15 protein-coding genes are annotated in these 15,888 nt (G+C 72.7%); 5 read left to right on the forward strand and 10 right to left on the reverse strand.

Annotation, left to right across the window (positions count from 1 at the left end; translation table 11 throughout):
* Positions 1-473: 473 nt before the first annotated feature.
* From AB0K67_RS06980 to AB0K67_RS07005, 6 genes are read right to left on the reverse strand one after another with little or no spacing between them, the layout of a single operon-like run.
* Positions 474-1,979: a HAMP domain-containing sensor histidine kinase gene (locus AB0K67_RS06980; protein WP_364054148.1), complete on the reverse strand. Its 1,506-nt coding sequence runs from the start codon at positions 1,977-1,979 to the stop codon at positions 474-476.
* Complete coding sequence (locus AB0K67_RS06985) at positions 1,976-2,668, reverse strand: response regulator transcription factor (RefSeq protein ID WP_364054151.1); 693 nt, start codon at positions 2,666-2,668, stop codon at positions 1,976-1,978. Before AB0K67_RS06985 ends, AB0K67_RS06980 begins: the two co-directional genes overlap by 4 nt.
* Positions 2,665-3,207 carry a hypothetical protein gene (locus AB0K67_RS06990; protein ID WP_364054154.1) on the reverse strand — a complete coding sequence of 181 codons (543 nt, stop codon included), beginning with the start codon at positions 3,205-3,207 and terminating at the stop codon, positions 2,665-2,667. The genes AB0K67_RS06985 and AB0K67_RS06990 overlap by 4 nt, the downstream gene beginning before the upstream one ends.
* Positions 3,208-3,217: 10 nt before the next feature.
* Complete coding sequence (locus AB0K67_RS06995) at positions 3,218-4,459, reverse strand: ABC transporter permease (protein ID WP_364054157.1); 1,242 nt, start codon at positions 4,457-4,459, stop codon at positions 3,218-3,220.
* On the reverse strand, positions 4,456-5,187 hold the full coding sequence (locus tag AB0K67_RS07000; RefSeq protein WP_364054160.1) for an ABC transporter ATP-binding protein: 732 nt from the start codon (positions 5,185-5,187) through the stop codon (positions 4,456-4,458). Before AB0K67_RS07000 ends, AB0K67_RS06995 begins: the two co-directional genes overlap by 4 nt.
* Complete coding sequence (locus AB0K67_RS07005; RefSeq protein ID WP_364054163.1) at positions 5,184-6,257, reverse strand: efflux RND transporter periplasmic adaptor subunit; 1,074 nt, start codon at positions 6,255-6,257, stop codon at positions 5,184-5,186. The genes AB0K67_RS07000 and AB0K67_RS07005 overlap by 4 nt, the downstream gene beginning before the upstream one ends.
* Before the next feature lie 146 nt (positions 6,258-6,403).
* Between AB0K67_RS07005 and AB0K67_RS07010 the strand changes: the two genes are divergently transcribed.
* Positions 6,404-7,867 carry an efflux RND transporter periplasmic adaptor subunit gene (locus tag AB0K67_RS07010; RefSeq protein ID WP_364054166.1) on the forward strand — a complete coding sequence of 488 codons (1,464 nt, stop codon included), beginning with the start codon at positions 6,404-6,406 and terminating at the stop codon, positions 7,865-7,867.
* Positions 7,868-8,210: 343 nt separating this feature from the next.
* On the opposite strand, the gene AB0K67_RS07015 is transcribed toward AB0K67_RS07010, so the two are convergent.
* Positions 8,211-8,798 carry an HAD family phosphatase gene (locus tag AB0K67_RS07015; protein WP_364054169.1) on the reverse strand — a complete coding sequence of 196 codons (588 nt, stop codon included), beginning with the start codon at positions 8,796-8,798 and terminating at the stop codon, positions 8,211-8,213.
* Complete coding sequence (locus AB0K67_RS07020; protein WP_364054172.1) at positions 8,795-9,610, reverse strand: hypothetical protein; 816 nt, start codon at positions 9,608-9,610, stop codon at positions 8,795-8,797. Before AB0K67_RS07020 ends, AB0K67_RS07015 begins: the two co-directional genes overlap by 4 nt.
* A gap of 169 nt (positions 9,611-9,779) precedes the next feature.
* Between AB0K67_RS07020 and arfB the strand changes: the two genes are divergently transcribed.
* Positions 9,780-10,187 (forward strand): alternative ribosome rescue aminoacyl-tRNA hydrolase ArfB, encoded by a 408-nt coding sequence (arfB, locus tag AB0K67_RS07025; RefSeq protein ID WP_364057470.1) that lies wholly within the window; start codon positions 9,780-9,782, stop codon positions 10,185-10,187.
* A 400-nt stretch (positions 10,188-10,587) separates the two neighbouring features.
* Here arfB and AB0K67_RS07030 read toward each other — a convergent pair whose 3' ends face one another.
* Positions 10,588-11,031 (reverse strand): NUDIX hydrolase, encoded by a 444-nt coding sequence (locus AB0K67_RS07030; protein ID WP_364054175.1) that lies wholly within the window; start codon positions 11,029-11,031, stop codon positions 10,588-10,590.
* Positions 11,032-11,108: 77 nt separating this feature from the next.
* On the opposite strand from AB0K67_RS07030, the gene AB0K67_RS07035 reads away from it, so the two are divergent.
* The 3 genes from AB0K67_RS07035 to AB0K67_RS07045 all read left to right on the forward strand — a co-directional run bounded on the left by AB0K67_RS07035 (position 11,109) and on the right by AB0K67_RS07045 (position 15,015).
* Entirely contained in the window at positions 11,109-12,038 is a 930-nt protein-coding gene (locus AB0K67_RS07035) for an acyl-ACP desaturase (protein ID WP_364054178.1), read from the forward strand.
* A gap of 209 nt (positions 12,039-12,247) precedes the next feature.
* Positions 12,248-14,278, forward strand: coding sequence for an AarF/UbiB family protein (locus tag AB0K67_RS07040; RefSeq protein ID WP_364054181.1), 2,031 nt, complete (start codon positions 12,248-12,250; stop codon positions 14,276-14,278).
* A 200-nt stretch (positions 14,279-14,478) separates the two neighbouring features.
* Positions 14,479-15,015, forward strand: coding sequence for an NADPH-dependent FMN reductase (locus AB0K67_RS07045; RefSeq protein WP_364054184.1), 537 nt, complete (start codon positions 14,479-14,481; stop codon positions 15,013-15,015).
* A gap of 86 nt (positions 15,016-15,101) precedes the next feature.
* On the opposite strand, the gene AB0K67_RS07050 is transcribed toward AB0K67_RS07045, so the two are convergent.
* Positions 15,102-15,881, reverse strand: coding sequence for an HAD-IIA family hydrolase (locus tag AB0K67_RS07050; protein ID WP_364054187.1), 780 nt, complete (start codon positions 15,879-15,881; stop codon positions 15,102-15,104).
* Positions 15,882-15,888: the final 7 nt, after the last annotated feature.

A 15,888-nucleotide genomic window follows, 5' to 3' on the forward strand; every position in this document is an offset into this window, starting at 1 on the left:
TGCTCGCCGCTCCCCTGGCGCTCCCCCTCGGCGTGCCCGGGGAGAAGGCGGTGCAGGTGCTCGCCGGGCGGTCCTCCGGCGGGCTCCGGCTGCGCCGCCGGCCGACGCCCGCAGCGGCGGCTTCCCCGGCCGGCTCCGGCTGCGCCGCCGGCCGGCACGCGGAGCGGCTGCGCCGTCGGCCGGTTCCCGGCGCAGGCGCGCCCTCCTCCCGCTCTGCCCGCCTCCCACCGCACGGGCGCAACCCACAGAACGGGTTGAGGTCCCGGAAGGAGAAAGTGGGGAGCGGCGGGCCGCTGGAGCCGCAAGGGGCGGAGTGCCGATGCCACAGGCGGGCGGCGGGCCGTCGCGCAGGCGAGCCACTCAAGGGCGGAGTGCCGATGCCGGAGGCGGGCGGCGGGCCGTCGCGCGGTGCGGCCTTGAGAGCCGGGGTCGGCGCGGGTGGGACGTCGGGGCCGGAGGGCGAGGCGGCCGGGTCAGGAGCCGGGGGCGGGGGGCTGAGGGGCGGGGTTCTCGGGCGGCTGTTCGGGGTCCATGGGGAGGATGACGCGGAACAGGGCGCCCTTGCCGGGTTCCGACTCCGCCATGATGACGCCGCCGTGCGCCTCCACCAGGGTCGCCGCGATCGACAGCCCCAGCCCGGAGCCGCCGGTGCTGCGGGCCGGGTCGGCGCGGTAGAAGCGTTCGAACACGCGCTCCGCCACCTCCGGCGCGAACCCGGGCCCCTCGTCGGCGACCTCCACCACCGCGTGGTCGCCGTCGATCCCCACGCGGACCTGGAAGGGGGTGCCGGGCGGGGTGTGGGTGAGCGCGTTGGTGACGAGGTTGTTGAGCACCTGGCCGAGCCGGGTCTCGTCGCCGGTGACGACGACCTCGCCCTCGCCGTCGAAGAGCCGTACCAGCTCGATCCGCCGGTCGGGGGCGAGCGTCTGGGCGTCGATGACGGCGGTGGCGCACAGGCTGAGCAGGTCCACGGGCCGCATCGCCAGCTCGCGCCGCTGGTCCAGGCGGGCCAGCAGCAGCATGTCCTCGACCAGCAGCCCCATCCTGGCGGCCTGCCCCTCGATGCGGCCGAGCAGCCGTACGGCCTCGTCCAGGTCCTTCTTCTCCCCCAGCCGGTACAGCTCGGCGAACCCCCTGATGGAGGTGAGCGGCGTGCGCAGCTCGTGCGAGGCGTCGGCCATGAACCGGCGCATCAGCTCCTCGGAGCGGCGGGCGGCGGTGGCGGACTCGCGGGCCGCCTCGGCGGCCTCCTCCCGTTCGCGGACCGCGCTCTCGATGCGGGCGAGCATGGTGTTGAGCGAGCGGCCGAGCCTGCCGACCTCGGTGGTGCCGGCCCAGAGCGGCACGCGGCGCGACAGGTCGCCGCCGGCGATGTCGTTCGCGGTACGCGCGATCTCGCCGAGCGGGCGCAGGCTCCTGCGTACCAGCCAATAACAGAGGAACCCGAGGACGGCGAGCGTGCCGCCGCCGGCCACCGCCACGATGAGGGCGAGCTGGGAGACGGTGGCGTCCACCTCGCCGAGGCTGATGGCCATCATCCTGTTGTGGCCGTCGCGGGCGGGCGCGGCGACGACCCGCCAGCTCGGCCCGCCCGCGGCGGTGGACTCCACGGTGAACGGGCGTCCGGCGCGGGCCCGCACCTCGGCGCCGGTCATGCGGGGCAGGGCGGGCCTGTACTCCTCGGTGGACTCGCTGAAGGTCCTGACGACGTCGCCTTCCGGGCTCAGCACGACGCCGTGGAACAGGCCGAAGAAGCGCTGCGGACGCCCGTCGGCGCGGGGCTCGACGGGCAGCGGGGCCTCGCGCGGCATGGCGGCCACGTGAAGCTGGCGATCGACGCGTTCGACGAGATAGCTGCGCAGCAGCCGCACGGCGAACAGGCCGGTCAGTGTGATCGCGAGGGTGACCAGCAGCAGGGTGGCCGAGACCAGCCGCAGCCAGAGCGGCGTCCTGGACAGGTGCTTCCTGATCTTCTTCATAGGCGGGGCGGGCGCAGGATGTAACCGACCCCGCGCAGGGTGTGGAGGTACTTCTCCTCGCCGGTGTCGATCTTGCGGCGCAGGTAGGAGACGTACGACTCGACGAGCCCGACGTCGGTGCGCCAGTCGCCGTTCCAGACGTGGTCGAGAATCTGCTTCTTCGACAGCACCCGGCCCACGTTCAGCATGAAGTAGCGCAGCAGCCGGAACTCGGTGGGCGACAGCCGTACGAGGACGCCGTCGCGCCAGACCTCGTGACTCTCCTCGTCCAGCTCGACGTCGGCGACCCGCAGCCGGTTCGGCGGCGGGGTGCCGCGGCGGGTCCTGCGCAGGATGGCCCTGATGCGCGCGATGACCTCCTCGAGGCTGAACGGCTTGGTCACGTAGTCCTCGCCGAGCCCCAGCCCGGCGATGCGGTCCTCCGGCGTGTCCTTGGCGGTCACGAAGAGGACGGGCACCCGGCGGCCGCGGGACCGCAGCCTTCCCGCGACCGCCAGGCCGTCCAGGTCGGGCAGCATCACGTCGAGCATCACCAGGTCAGGCGAGCTCTCCTCGGCCACCCGCAGGGCCTCCTTGCCGTCGGCCGCCGTCAGCACCTCGAACCCGGCCATGCGCAGGCTCGCCGAGAACAGCTCCCTGATGTTGGGTTCGTCGTCGACCACCAGCAGCCTGGCCTCGGGTTCGCTCATCGCGGGCCCCCTCCTCGCGGCGCGGGGCCGCCCTGGGTGATGGAGGTCGCGGTCACCGCGCCGCCGGCGCCGGGCGTGCCGCGTACCACGATCGTGTCGCCCGCCTTGAGGTCGGCGAGCTCGCCCGGCTTGGAGATCAGCACGGTGGTCTCGCCGGTGGTGGCGACGGTGACGGTCTCGCCGGCCGCGGTCTTCAGGTGGATCGTGCCGTCCTCGACCTTCTCGATCGTGCCGGCCGTACCGCCCGCTCCTCTGCCCTGACCACCGAAGCGGCCCGGCTGCCGGGCGCGCTGCCCGGCGCCGGCCTGCTCGCCGGTCGCCTGCCGCGCCGCGCCGGCCAGGGGGCCCGCCTGGGGGCCCGCACCGGCCCGGGACGTCGAGCCGAACGCGCTGTGCGCCTGGATGCCGATGAGGATCCCGGCCACCAGCACGACCCCGGCGCCGAGCGCGAGCGTGACCTTCGAGACGCCCCTCGCCGGCCGCACGGCGAGCTCCTCACGCAGGTCGCCGGGGAACGGCGAGGAGTCCAGCTTGTCCATCTCCTTCTCCTTACTCGTGGCGCAGGGCCTCGATCGGCCTGAGCTTGGCCGCCCGGTTGGCGGGGTAGCCGCCGAAGAACAGCCCGATCCCCACCGAGACGCCCAGCGCCAGCACGACCGACGACGGCACGAGGACCGGCTCGATGCCGGCGATGCTGAACCGGGTCCCTGCGAACGCCACCAGCACCCCCGACAGCCCGCCGACCAGGCTCAGCAGCGTGGCCTCCATGAGGAACTGGCCCAGGATGGCGCTCCTGGGCGCGCCCAGCGCCTTGCGGATGCCGATCTCGCGGGTGCGCTCGGTCACCGTCACCAGCATGATGTTGGTGATGCCGATGCCGCCCACGAGCAGCGAGATCGCGGCGACCGCGGCGAGCAGCACGGTGAAGGTGCCGGTGGCCTCGCTGACGGTCTCCTGCAACGTCGCCTGGTTGAGGAGGCGATAGTCGGGGTTGTTGGGGTTCGTGATGCCGTGTCGTTGGTTGAGAATAGCGGTGACCTCCGCCTGGGCCGCCGAGGTGGTCTCCGCTCCGGTCGCCTGCACGACGATCTGGTTCAGCGAGCCGAACCCGCTCAGGCTCTGCTGTACGGCGGGCAGCGGCGCCACGGCCACGTCGTCGGCGTCCTGCGCGCCGCTCGACCCGGCCGCCTTGAGCACCCCGACCACCGTGAACGGCACCCCCTTCACGCTGACCTGCCGGCCGATCGGGTCGGTCGCGCCGAACAGCTCGTCCGCGACCGTCTGGCCGATGACCATGACCTTCCTGGCGGCGAGCACGTCGTCGTTGTAGAAGTAGGCGCCCTTCGCGACCGGCTTGTTGACGGCCTCGAAGTAGCTCGGGTAGGTGCCGACGAGCTGCGCGATCGGGTGGCTCGCGGCGCCGTACACCGCCTGGGCCGCGGAGACCGTCACCACCGGCGAGACGCTCTTCACCGACGGGGCCAGCGTCTTGTCCGTCAGCGCCCTGGCGTCGGCGAGGCTGAGCTGCCTGGCCTGCGTGCGCGGCCCGGTGTTGCCGCCGGAAGGCCCGCGCTGGCCCCCTCCTCCGGAGAACGACGGCGAGATCGTCAGCGTGTTGGCGCCCAGCCGCTGGATGTTCTGCTGGATGCTGCGCGAGGAGCCCTCGCCGATGGCCACCAGCATGATCACGGCGGCCACGCCGATGAGGATGCCGAGCGTGGTCAGCGCGCTGCGCAGCTTGTTCGCCAGCAGGCCGCGCAGGGCGAAGCGGAGGATCTCGATCTGGTTCACCGGGCGGCCTCCACCAGGCGGGGCGGCGGGCCGTCCACCGGGGCCTGGCGGCGGTCGTCCACGATCTCGCCGTCCACCAGCCGGATCACCCGCTTGGCGTGCGCGGCCACGTCGTCCTCGTGTGTGATCAGCACGATCGTGCGGCCGGACGCGCTGAGCCCGTCCAGGATCTGCAGGACGTCGGCCGTCGAGGCGGTGTCCAGGTTGCCGGTCGGCTCGTCGGCGAGCAGCAGCGCCGGGGCGGTCACCAGGGCCCTGGCCACGGCCACCCGCTGCTGCTGGCCGCCGGAGAGCCGGTTCGGCTCGTGGTGCACCCGGCCGGCCAGGCCGACCCGTTCCAGCGCGGCCAGCGCGCGGGCGCGCCGCTCGGCCGGGGCGACGCCGCCGTACACGAGGGGCAGCTCCACGTTGGCCAGCGCGCTCATGCGCGGGATCAGGTTGAACGCCTGGAAGACGAAGCCGACGCGGCGGTTGCGCAGCACGGCGAGCTGGTGCTCGTCCAGGCGGCCCACGTCGGTGCCGTCGATCTCGTACGTGCCCGAGGTGGGGACGTCGAGGCAGCCGAGGATGTTCATCAGCGTGGACTTGCCGGAGCCGGACGCGCCCATGATGGCCACGTAGTCGCCCTGTTCGACGTCGAGGCTGACGCCGCGCAGCGCCCGTACCTTGGCCTCGCCCTCGCCGTACTCCTTGACCAGGTTGCGCACCCGCAGGACCGGGACCGTCATCTGCGGCCTCCGCCGGGGAAGCCGCCGCCGAACCGCCGGCCGTCCGGGCCGCTTCCGGTGCCGCCGGTCGGGGTGGAGGGCGGCACGATCTGCTCGCCCTCCGACACGCCGGAGACGATCTCGGTGAGCGCGGCGCCCTGGACGCCGACCTCGACCGGGGTCCTGACCTGGCGGCCGTCCCTGAGCACGGTGACCGTGGTCTGCCCGCCGCTGGTGGAGACCGCGGTGGAGGGGACGGTGACGACGTTCTCGGCCCTGCCGACCACGACCTCGACCGTGGCGGTCTGTCCCAGCCTGACCTGCTCCGGGACCTTTGTGAACGTGATCGTCACCGGGTAGCGCACGACGTTGTCGCTGGTGGCGGCGACCGGCTCGATCTGCGTCACCTTGCCGGTCGCGGTCACGCCGGGCAGCGCGTCGAACGTGATCGTGGCCTGCTGGCCCTTCTTGAGACGGCCGGCGTCCGACTCGGTGAACGTGCCGACGAGGCGGAGCTTGGTGGTGTCGGCCAGCTCGATGAAGCCGCCCGCCGCCTGGTCGCCTCCTGCGCCCGTGCCGCCGGTGCTCTGGCCTCCGACGGAGCCGTTCACCGCGGTGACCGTGCCCTTGAACGGGGCCTTGATGACCGTGGCCGCCACCGTGCGCTGCGCCTGCCGGTAGGCGTTGCGTGCCTTGATGTAGGCGGCGTAGAGCTGCGCCGTGTCCGTGCCGTCCGCCACGGCGCTGTCGTACGCGGCCTTGGCCGCCGCCAGGTTCTCCTGCGCCGCCGTGTCGTCCAGCCTGGCCAGGATGTCGCCCTTGGCCACCTTGTCGCCGGCCTTGACGTAGATCTTCTCGACGGTCCCGCTCGTACCGAACGACAGAGCGCGGGCCCGCGCGCTCTCGACCGCGCCCGAGGCCGACACCGACGCGGTCACCGAGCCGCGGCTCGCGGTCACCGTGCGCACGGCCGTCTCACCCGCGGCCCGGTCCGTGCCGAGCTGCGCGTACACGAGGCCGGCACCGCCCAGCAGGAGCACCGTGAGCACCCCGTTGGTCACCAGCGCCCTGCGTCTGATCGACACCTTCACGAGCGGTGACCCTCGCACACCAGGCTGTGACGCAGCCGCGAGCAAGCTGAACGTTCGCTGGACGACGGCGGCGTCCCGGCGGCGTCCAGGAAACTCTGAGGGTGCGCGCAGGCTGCGGCCAACCTGCTCGGCCAGGATGTCCCGTCATGAGACCGACAATCGCGCTGGGCGGGCTCGCCCTCGCCGTGCTCATGGCCGGGACCGGCCTGGCGCTGGCGCTGCGCGACGACCCCGTGCCCGCCGCCCAGGTACGGCTGGCCGCCGCGCAGCGCGGGCAGGTCACGGCCTCGGTCAGCGCGGCGGGCAACACCGTGGACGGCTCCCGTCGCGACCTGGCGTTCGGCTCGGCCGGGACGGTGACGAAGGTGTACGTCAAGGTCGGGGCCAAGGTGAAGAAGGGCCAGGTGCTGGCCAGGATCGACGGGCGGGCGGCGCGGGAGGCGTACGAGGCGGCCAAGGCGGATCTCGCGGCGGCTCAGGAGGCGCTGGACAAGGCGTCAACGGCCGCTGCGGGCGGGACGCCGGGGTGCGCATCGGCGGCTGGGGGCGTGGCGGGGCCCGAGGCGCCGTACACGCCGCATCCGACGCCCACGCCCGAACCCGGGGAGCCCGGGCCGGAACCTCAGCCGACGGTGACGGTCACCGCGACGGCCACCGTGACGGTCACGGCCACGGTCACCGCCACTCCCCCACCCGCCCTTGACGAACCACCCGCCACCCCATCCGACAGGCTCCAGGGCATTCCCGGGACCGGTGACGCGGACGAGGCCGGCGAGACGCCGCAAGCGACCACCCCCGGTCCCTCGGCAAGACCCGCCACCAGCGGCAGGCCGGCGGCCACCGGCAGACCGACGACGGCGAGGACGTCCAAGGAGTCCAAGCCCCGCACCGAACGGGACAGCTGCGCGCAGGACGGAACCCGGCAGGCGAGGACCGGCGGCCGGCCGGCCAAGGGAGGGCTCAGCACCGAACAGGCCACCGCGAACGTGGAACGCGCCGAGGCCGCCGTCGAGGAGGCCGCGGACGCCGTACGGGGGACCAGGATCGTCGCCCCGGCGGCGGGCACGGTCCTCTCGATCGCGGGCGCGGCCGGTGACAAGGCCGGGACCGGCGCCTTCATCACCCTGGGCGACCTGGACGAGCTGCAGGTGCGGGCGATGGTCACCGAGTCCGACGTGAACCGGCTGAAGGTCGGGCAGAAGGCCGCGATCACGCTGGCGACCCGGGCCGGGGAGCGGTACGCGGGCACGGTGACGGCGATCGCGCCCGCCGCGACGGTGTCAGGGCGGCTGGTCCAGTACGGGGTGACGCTGGCCTTCGACAAGCCACCGTCCGGGCTCATGCTCGGCCAGACCGCCTCGGTGACGATCACCACGGACGAGGTCAAGGACGCGCTGTACGTGCCGGCGTCCGCCGTTCGCAGCCGTCCCGACGGGACCCAGGTCGTCACCGTACGCTCCGGAGGGCGGGACGCGGCCAAGGTGGTGCGCACGGGGGTGCGCGGCGACCAGTACGTACAGGTCGTCTCGGGGCTGAGCGAGCAGGACCAGGTGGTCATGCCGGGCGGCACGTCGGGCGAGTTCCCCGACGCGAGCTGGCCCGGCACCTGAGCCGACCGGGCCGGACGGTCACCACCCGCCCGTCCGGCCCGGTCACCCGGCCGGACCCCGGCATCACCTGCCACCGCCGGGGCCCGGCCACCCCACCCGCGATTGAGCAAACCCACAGCCGCCTTTCAGCAACCTTCCAGAGAACCTCCCCGCCTGCGCGGCGTCGGAGGGCGACGCGCTTCGGCGCGGCGAGCACCGCGGCCGGCCGGACGACCCAGCGGGCGGTGACGGCCGGCAAGCGGTCCACGCGGGTCGGTCCGTGTCCCGGCCAGGCCACATCCGCCGGGCGGGCATCCGGCAGCGTCCGGGCGGGCGGCGCCCGGAGGACGTCCGCAGTCCGCCGTCAAGCCGACAAGGGCAAGGCGGCGCGCAGGGCGGTGGCGTCGGTGAAGTGGACGGCGCGCATGCCGGCGCGCCGGGCGCCCTCGACGTTCTCCTCGCGGTCGTCGATGAAGACGATCTCGGACGGGTCGGCGCCGATGCCGCGCGCCAGCTCGTCGTAGATCGCCCGGTCGGGCTTCACCAGGCCCATCCTGCCGCTGTAGAAGCGGTGGCCGATGGCGGAGATCCAGGGGAGCTGGTCGAGGCCGTCGCCGACGCAGATGGGCGCGTTCGACAGCAGCGCCACGTCACGTCCGGCGTCGAGCAGCTCGGCGAGCAGCCCGACCGTGCCCGGGTCGGGGTTGGCCCAGCTCGCGACGTCCATGGCGACCAGCCGGGCGACCTCCTCGGCGGTGGCGGTGCGGCCGAGCACGGCGCTCCAGTACGCCTGCGGGCTCAGGTCGGCACGGTCGAAGGCGAGGCGATGTTCCCAATAGCCGCGCTGGAACTCGTCGGGGTCGGCTCCCACCGCCCGCGCCATCGCCTCGGCGTCGGCCGCCGATTGGGGCAGGGAGAGCACGCCGCCGTAGTCGAACACGATCCACGTCATGCGAGGAATGGTCGCAGATGCGCGCCGAGCGCCGGGCAGCCCAGGTACTTCTCGGCGGTGTGGAAGTCGATCCAGTCGAGGTTGACCAGCTCTTCGGCGTCCACGCCGGTGAAGCACCCGGCCAGCTCGGGCGGGATGGCGGCGATGTCGTCCTTGTCGGCGATGTTCACCCAGCGGCGTACGCCCGGCGGGCGCTCGCCACGGCCGTTGACGGGGGCCGGCAGGAGGCGTTCGAAGACGACGTTGCGCATGCCGAGCGGGCTGCCGAGGGTGACGAGCAGGTCCACGCCGATGTCCGGGCAGGCCCACAGCGCCTCGTACGTGACCACGCTGCCGAGCGAGTGCGCGATGACCACGCGGGGCCGACGCCGCCGGATGACGTCGGCCACGAGCCCCCGGCACTTCTCCCGCCTGCCCTGGTCGGTGAGGTACGTGGCCACCTCGGGCGCGAACAGCTTGGCGAACGCCGCCGACCGCTCGTCCAGCTTGTCCAGCAGCCAGCCGGTGAACGACTTGAGCGCGCCCGTGACGTGCTCGCCGATCCCCAGGTTCTTGGCCCACTCGGCGAGGACCTGGTGGGCCTGCGCCTCCATGGCCTCTTTGGGCGCCGCGTCGAGGTCGCCGCCGTCGTTCAGGAGGTGGGAGTAGTAGGCGATCTCCGCGAAGTAGGGCTTGGCCTCGCCGCCGAGTGCCGCGTGCAGGTAGCGGTCCCACTTGCGGCGCATGGCCGCCTCCGCGCCGGGCACCGAACGTCCGGCTCTGAGGTAGTAGTCGTACTTGCCGATTCCGTGCACGCCGACGATGCCGGGCATCGCGCCTCCCCCATCCCCGTGTCCTCTCGCGCGATAGTGGCATACGCCGCCGCCCGCCGGGGCGTCAACGGAAGGATGAAGCGGAAAATGCCGTTGCAGGCGGTATATGCCGCCCGTATACGGTGACATGTCGTACGTAGCAGCACTTCGCGAACAGGAGTCTCCCGCCATGCCCGGCCCGCTGATCGTCAACGACTCGGTCGTCATCCCCGACGCCGAGCTCGTCTGGCGTTTCTCGCGTTCCTCGGGTCCTGGCGGCCAGGGCGTCAACACCACCGACAGCCGGGTGGAGCTGATCTTCGACGTGTCCGCGACCACGGCGCTGCCGCCCGCGCTCAAGGCGCGGGCGCTCAGCCGGCTCGGCAGCGGCACGATCACGATCGCCGCCTCCGAACACCGCTCCCAGCTCCGCAACCGCGAAGCCGCCGCCAACCGGCTCGCGCAGCGGCTGCGCGAGGCGATCGCCCCGCCGCCCAAGCGCCGGCGGCCGACCAAGCCCAGCCGGGGCGCGGTCGAGCGGCGCATCGCCGCCAAGAAGCACCGCTCCGACCTCAAGCGCCTCCGCCGCGACCCCTGACCGCTCACTCGCCGGTCTCCAGCGACCGCGCTTCCGGCCGCACGCCCTCGCCACCCCACCGGGGGTTCGGCCCGCTGCCCGCCACCGGCGGGCCCGCCATCCGGCGGCGAACGGCCGGCCCGCACGTCGCCACCGCGCGTCGGAGCCACTGTTCGGACCGTGAACGGCCCACCGCACCGGGGCCCATCCCCCGCCGCGAACAGCCCACCGCACCGAGGCCCATCCCCCGCCGCGAACAGCCCACCGCACCGAGGCCCACGCCCCGCCGCGAACGGCCCGCTCCTCTCCGCTATGCCGGCGCCACCTCACGTCTGCGCCCGTCACCGGCCTGACGCGGCCGCATCCCTCTGCCTCGGCCCGCCGGAAGGGCGGCTTGCGGCGTGGAAACCCTCCCGGCGCGTCAGGGGACGATGAGGCGGGGAAGGGCGGTGATGGTGGCCGAGAGGTAGCCGGCCACCGCCTGCGGAATGAGGTTCCGCGCGAAGAGCTCAGACCGCTTCAGCGGTACGCGTTCCACCTCGTACACCCCGCGCGCAGGATCGGAGAACTCGGGGCCGGTGCGCAGCGCGGGGTCCATGGTCACAAGACGGCACCCGTACACGTGCTGGGTCTTCACCTCGCCCATCCACGGGTAGGACACGGTCACGAGGTGGCGCACCGCGTAGACCGTGGCACCCAGCTCTTCCAGCAGCTCGCGATGCAGAGCGTCCTCGAGTGTGCCGTCCTCCGGCTCGACGTGCCCGCCCGGCACCGTCCAGTAGCGCGCGCGTCCCGGCACCGTACGACGGAACAGAACGAGCCGCTCGTCGTGGTCGAGAAGGACACCACGGACACTGGGTCGCATATATCCACCCTATTTGACCGGTATGTCCTTCGGGTAGCCTAACCTACGGTACCGTAACCTGAAGGAGAAGATCTTTTATGGCGATGACTCAGACGGAGCTGCTGCACGAGCTCGAGCCCGTCGTGGCCCGAGAACTCGACCGCCACGAGAAGATGGCGAAGGAGTGGTTCCCGCACGAGTACATCCCGTGGAGCGAAGGCCGCGACTTCGACGGCATCTACGGGGGTGAGGCGTGGCAGGAGAGCGACTCCAAGCTCCCCGAGGCCGCGAGGGTGTCGCTCATCGTCAACCTCCTGACCGAGGACAACCTGCCGAGCTACCACCACGAGATCGCCACGACGTTCGGCCGCGACGGGGCCTGGGGCACGTGGGTGCATCGCTGGACCGCCGAGGAGGACCGCCACGGCAGCGCCATCCGCGACTACCTCACCGTGACCCGCGCCGTGGATCCCGTGGCTCTTGAGCGCGCCCGCATGCGCCACATGGAGCAGGGCTTCAAGACCGAGTACGCCACGATGCTGCAGCAGATCGCGTACGTCTCCTTCCAGGAACTGGCCACCCGCATCGCACACCGCAACACCGGCAAGGCCTCCGGCGACGAGGGCTGCGAGCGCCTGCTCGCCAGGATCGCCGCCGACGAGAACCTGCACATGCTCTTCTACCGCAACCTGCTCAAGGCGGCCTTCGAGCTCGACCCCAACCAGACCATGCGGGCGGTCACCGACGTCGTGACCACCTTCCAGATGCCCGGCCAGGGCATGGAGGGCTTCGCGCGCAAGTCTCTGATCATCGCCAACGAGGGCATCTACGACCTGCGGCTGCACCTGGACGACGTGCTCATGCCGGTGCTGCGGCAGTGGTCGGTGTTCGACAAGACCGGGCTGGACGACGAGGGCGAGAAGGCGCGGGAGGAGCTTGCCGCGTTCCTGGCCAAGACCGACGCGACCGCCACCCGCTTCGTCGAGCGCCGCGAGGAGCGGCGCGCCCGCATGGCCGCCCGCCAGTGACCCGCCCGGCGACGACTCGGAAGTGACCCCGCCAGGGGCAAGGCGGTATCGCCCGCCCGCGCCCCCGGTCCGCCCGTGCGGGCGGTGACCGGCACTCCCCGGCCGCCCGTTCGTGCCCCGGCGAGGTCCGGCAGGCCGGCTGGTGGTGGTTCGTCCTCAGCGAGGATCATGATGTGGCGATCTGCGGTGACGTGGGAGGATCCTGCCCCATGGACTTCCCCTCATCGGTCGTCGTCGGGATCGCCACGCTGCTGACGATCATGCTCCTCGCGGTCGTCACGCAGCGGCTGCTGGGCGTCAGGTTCGGGGCGCTGCGCACGTTCCTTGCGGCGCTGCTCGCGCTCGGGCTGGGCCAGTCGGTGCTGCGGCCGATCGTCGCCACCGTGGTCCCGGCGGACGGCCGTCAGCCGCCCGACGCGGCCGCGCTGGGCGTGCTGCTGCTGGTCCTCATGGCCATGGTGCTGATCCCCATGGCGCTGCTGGTGCTGGCCGAGGCTCTGGTGCCGCCCGGGTCGGTGCCGGGGCCGCTGGAGCTGGCCAGGTCCGTACGCGGGCGGCTGTCGCGGGCCAGGCGCTACTCGCAGATCACCAGGATCGCCGTCAGGCACGGCCTCGGCCCGTACCTGCGCGGCCGGGGCGAGCGCCTGGACGACCGGTCGGGCAAGCTGCGCCTGGCCGCGTCGCTGCGTGCGGCGCTCGACGACGGCGGGGTGACGTTCATCAAGCTCGGCCAGGTGCTGTCCACCCGGCGCGACCTGCTGCCCGCCGAGTTCGTCGAGGAGCTGGGACGGCTGCAGGACCAGGTCGCCCCGGCCCCGTGGGAGCAGATCGAGCCGGTGCTGCGCGAGGAGCTGGGCGGGCCGGTCGACGAGGTGTTCGCCGCGTTCGACCGTACCCCGCTGGCCGCCGCCTCCATCGGCCAGGTGCACGCCGCCCGGCTCCACTCCGGCCGCGAGGTCGTGGTCAAGGTACGGCGGCCGGGCATCGAGGCGGTCGTCGGCCGGGACCTGGAGATCGTCCGGCGGCTGGCCGCCACGCTGGAGAGCAGGACCCGGTGGGGCCGCTCGCTCGGCCTGTGCGACCTTGCCGAGGGGTTCGCCACGGCGATCATGGAGGAGCTGGACTTCGGCGTCGAGGCCGCCAACATGGCCGCCGTCTCGGCCTCCCTCCCGGCCCGCGGCTCAGGCGACCGGGGCGGGTCCTGGGGCTCCGGGAGCTCCGGGAGCACGGTGCCGGTGAGGTATCCCGCGCCGATCAGCGCGATGTGCTCCGAGCGGGTGCTGGTCATGGAGCGCCTGTCGGGACGCCCGGTCACCGCCGCCGACCCCGGCCAGGGGACACGCCTCGCCCGTGGCCTGCTCGACTGCCTGCTCAGGCAGATCCTGATCGAGGGCGTCTTCCACGCCGACCCGCACCCCGGCAACCTCATGCTGCTGGACGACGGCACGCTCGGCCTGCTCGACTTCGGCTCGGTGGGCCGGCTCGACGGCTCCGTCCGCGCGGCGCTGCAGCGCTTCCTGCTGGCCATGAACCGCCAGGACCCCCTCGGCGTCACGGACGCGCTCCTGGAGGTGGTGCCGCGCCCTGAGGAGATCGACGAGCCGGCGCTGGAGCGGGCCGTCGGGCAGTTCATGGCCCGGCATCTCGGGCCCGGTCTGGACAGCGCGCAGCTCTTCACCGACCTGTTCAAGATCGTCTCGGCGTACGGGCTGTCGATCCCGCCCGAGGTGGCCGCCGTCTTCCGCGCGCTCGCCACGCTGGAGGGCACGCTGGTGCGCCTGTCGCCCGGCTTCAACCTCATCAGCGAGGCCCGCGCGTTCGCCGGACGCTACCTGTCGGAGCAGATCACGCCCGAGACCGTCCGCGATTCGCTCACCCAGGAGCTGACCGCCCTCGTGCCGATGCTGCGCCGCCTGCCGCGCCGGGTCGAGCGCATCGCCAGCGCCGCCGAGCACGGCCGGTTCACGATGAACGTGCGGCTGCTCGCCGACGAGCGCGACCGCCGCTACCTGACGGGCCTGCTGCACCAGGTGCTGCTCACGGTGCTGGGCGCGACGGCGGGGCTGATGGCGGTCATCCTGCTGACCACCGACGGCGGGCCCGTGCTGACGGGCTCGACGACGCTGCTTCACCTCATCGGCTACAACCTGCTGATGATCGCCGCGATCCTGGGCCTGCGCGTGCTGGCGCTCATCTTCCGCCGCCCGAGGGACTCCGATGTGCGGGAAGGCGCACGCTGAACCGGCGTTCCGCCGGGTACGACGCGCGCTCGTCCGGGTACGCGCTGGGCACATGTCCGGCCGGACCGGTACACCCCGAGCCGACGTCACAAAGGCGACGGTTCGGGGAAGACTGTGCGCCTCTTGACTTCTGCATGGTCTTGGACATCCGCGGCATCGGGCAGGTTCCCGGTAACACCGGAACCCCTTGGGAGCAGTGGGTGAAAATCATCGGGATCGCCGCCAGTCTCCACGCGGGGTCATTCATCACCAGATTGCTGGACGCGGCAGGCGGCGAATTGCCGGAGAGCGTGCGTTTCGAGGTGTGGCGGGGGCTGAGCGATATCCCGCCGTACCAGCCGGGGCCCGTTCCCGCACCGGCGCGGGAGCTGGTCTCGCTGGTGGCCGGGAGCGACGCGATCCTGCTCACGGCTCCTGAGCACAGCCTGCTGCCGATGGAGCTGACCCACGCACTGGACTGGATGGCCGCGCGGGACGGGCTGGCGGGCAAGCACGTGGCGGTGATGAGCGCGAGCGCGCGGGCCTGCGGTGCCATGTGGGCGCAGGCGGAGCTGTACAAGCGTCTGCTCGGGGCGGGCGCCGTGGTGTCGGGCGCCGAGCTGGTCATCTCGCCGGCCTGGCCGCACTTCGACGACAACGGCCACCTGACCTCCGCCGACCTGCGCGATCAGGTGCGGCGGGTGATCCGGCAGCTCTGCCCTGCCGAGGTCATGGAGCCGGCGCTTTCGGTGCTGTGACGCGGGCGCGCCCGGCCTCCCCGCGTGAGCGGGCGGCGAATGCCGCCCTGCCCGCGCCTCGTCGCGCCACCCCGGCCGAGCCGGGCTCAGATCAGGTCGATGAGCTCGGCGACCGACTCGACGACCAGGGACGGCCGGTACGGGAACCGCTCGATCTCCCGCCGCTGCGTGACCCCGGTGAGCACGAGGATCGTGTAGAGCCCGGCCTCCATGCCCGAGACGATGTCGGTGTCCATGCGGTCGCCGATCATCGCCGTGGTCTCGCTGTGCGCCTCGATCTCATTGAGCGCGCTGCGCATCATGCGCGGGTTGGGCTTGCCGACGAAGTACGGCTCCACGCCCGTGGCCTTGGTGATCATGGCGGCGACGGCGCCGCAGGCCGGCAGCGAGCCCTCGGTGGAGGGGCCGATGGGGTCGGGGTTGGTGGCGATGAAGCGGGCGCCGCCCTCGATGAGCCGGATGGCGCGGGTGATCTGGGTGAAGCTGTAGGTGCGGGTCTCGCCGAGCACCACGTAGTCGGGGTCGAGGTCGGTCAGCACGTAGCCGACCTCGTGCAGCGCCGTGGTCAGCCCGGCCTCGCCGATCACGTACGCCGACCCGCCGGGCCGCTGGTCGTCGAGGAACTGCGCGGTGGCCTGGGCGGAGGTCCAGATGGACTCGGCCGGCACGTCGAGGCCGGCGTTCGCGAGGCGGACGGACAGGTCGCGTGGGGTGTAGATCGAATTGTTGGTCAGGACCCGGAACTTGCGCCCCGACTCGCTGAGCTTCTTGATGAATTCGTCCGCACCGGGGATGGGCCGCCCTTCATGAACGAGCACGCCGTCCATGTCGGACAACCAGGCGTCGATCCGCTTACGCTGAGTCACGCGCCCA

It is taken from the genome of Nonomuraea sp. NPDC052634 (assembly GCF_040678535.1).
GTDB classification, from domain to species: Bacteria; Actinomycetota; Actinomycetes; order Streptosporangiales; family Streptosporangiaceae; genus Nonomuraea; species Nonomuraea fastidiosa.